Source organism: Stenotrophomonas sp. FR024 (genome assembly GCF_047500745.2).
In the GTDB taxonomy this organism is placed as follows: domain Bacteria; phylum Pseudomonadota; class Gammaproteobacteria; order Xanthomonadales; family Xanthomonadaceae; genus Stenotrophomonas; species Stenotrophomonas maltophilia_A.
Map to the genome: position 1 here is coordinate 1 of NZ_JAXAXM020000034.1, position 1,503 is coordinate 1,503.

2 protein-coding genes are annotated in these 1,503 nt (G+C 69.0%); one reads left to right on the forward strand and one right to left on the reverse strand.

The window, feature by feature from the left end; translation table 11 throughout:
* Positions 1-211: 211 nt before the first annotated feature.
* Positions 212-658, reverse strand: coding sequence for a copper chaperone PCu(A)C (locus tag ACMZ91_RS21170; RefSeq protein ID WP_414578642.1), 447 nt, complete (start codon positions 656-658; stop codon positions 212-214).
* A gap of 34 nt (positions 659-692) precedes the next feature.
* Between ACMZ91_RS21170 and ACMZ91_RS21175 the strand changes: the two genes are divergently transcribed.
* Positions 693-1,469, forward strand: coding sequence for an enoyl-CoA hydratase/isomerase family protein (locus ACMZ91_RS21175; RefSeq protein WP_032127589.1), 777 nt, complete (start codon positions 693-695; stop codon positions 1,467-1,469).
* The last annotated feature ends 34 nt before the right edge of the window (positions 1,470-1,503 follow it).

The following is a 1,503-nucleotide window of genomic DNA, read 5'->3' on the forward strand; positions in this document are numbered from 1 at the left end:
CAGGACGCGAAATGCCGGCCAGCGGCCGGCACTACCGGATATTCCGTTCGCGCCGAGCGTCCTCGACGCTACGGCAGCCATCCAATCGTCGCTTCATCCGTAGAGTCGAGCTTGCTCGACTGCTGCTGGCCGGGGCCGTCGAGCAAGCTCGACGCTACGACGGCCATCCCAACTCCTTGCTTCAGCAGCAGCGTGCCGTTTCCCCGCGCGCTTACGGCGCGGCCTTGCGCACCACCAACGTCGCGCTCGCTTCGCCACCGCCTTCCAGCTGCAGCCGCAACGGCAGCGCCTGCCCTTCCTTCAACGCGCCCTTGCCCTGCATCAGCATCAGGTGCAGGCCACCGGGCTTGAGCTCGGCGCGCGCGCCCGGCGCCAGCGGCAGACGCTCGATCGCGCGCATGCGGCTGACCCCATCGACGATCGTGGTCTCGTGCAGCGACACATCGCCGAAGCCACTGCTGGTCGCGCCGGTGATCGCCACCGCCTTGCTGCAGCCGTTGTGGATCACGCCGTAGCCGGCGGTCATCGGCATCGCCGGATTCGGTGGCAGCCGCGCCCAGCCCTGCTCCACCGTGACGCAGTCCGGTTCCGCCGCCGAGACCGATGCTGCGGCCGCACACAGAACCAACAGTACGCCAACGAATGGTTTGGTTATCATCGCCCAGGTTCCTTCTTCGCAACGAGACCGCAGCATGACGACGCTCATCGAGGTGATCAACCATGGCCCCATCCGCGAACTGCGCCTGGCGCGGCCGCCGGTCAACGCACTGGACACCGAACTGTGCCGGCAGTTGATCCATGCCATCGAGCTGGCCATGGCCGAAGACGCGCACGGCATCGTGCTGTCGGGCAGCGAGCGCATCTTCACCGGCGGTATGGACGTGCCGCACCTGCTCTCGCATGGTGATGACAAGCACAAGTTGTTGGACACCTGGAACGCCTTCTTTGGCGCCGTGCGCACGCTGGCCGAGAGCCGCATCCCGGTGGTCGCGGCGATCACCGGCCACGCACCGGCGGGCGGCTGCGTGCTGGCCCTGTGCTGCGACTACCGGGTGATGGCGCGCAGCGCCGATCCGTCGCGGCCGTATGCCATCGGCCTGAACGAAGTGCAGGTGGGCCTGATCGCGCCGGAGGGCATCCAGCGCCTGCTGCGCCGTGCGGTGGGCGTGCACCGCGCCGGCGTCCTGCTGACCACCGGTTCGCTGGTGCCGGCCGAACAGGCGCTGCAGATCGGCCTGGTCGATGAACTGGCCGAAGGCGACCTGGTGGTGGCGCGCGCCATCGCCTGGCTGCAGAACCTGCTCAAGCAGCCGCGCCAGCCGATGCTGCTGACCCGCGCCATTGCCCGTGCCGACCTGCACGAAGCCCTGCACCCGGACCTGATCCAGCTCGACCGCTTCGTCGAGGCCTGGTTCGCCCCGGATGCGCAGAATGCCCTGCAGGCGCTGGTCGCCCGGCTGGGCAAGTAACCGATAGTGCCGGGCGCGGGGGGGGCCCCCCCCC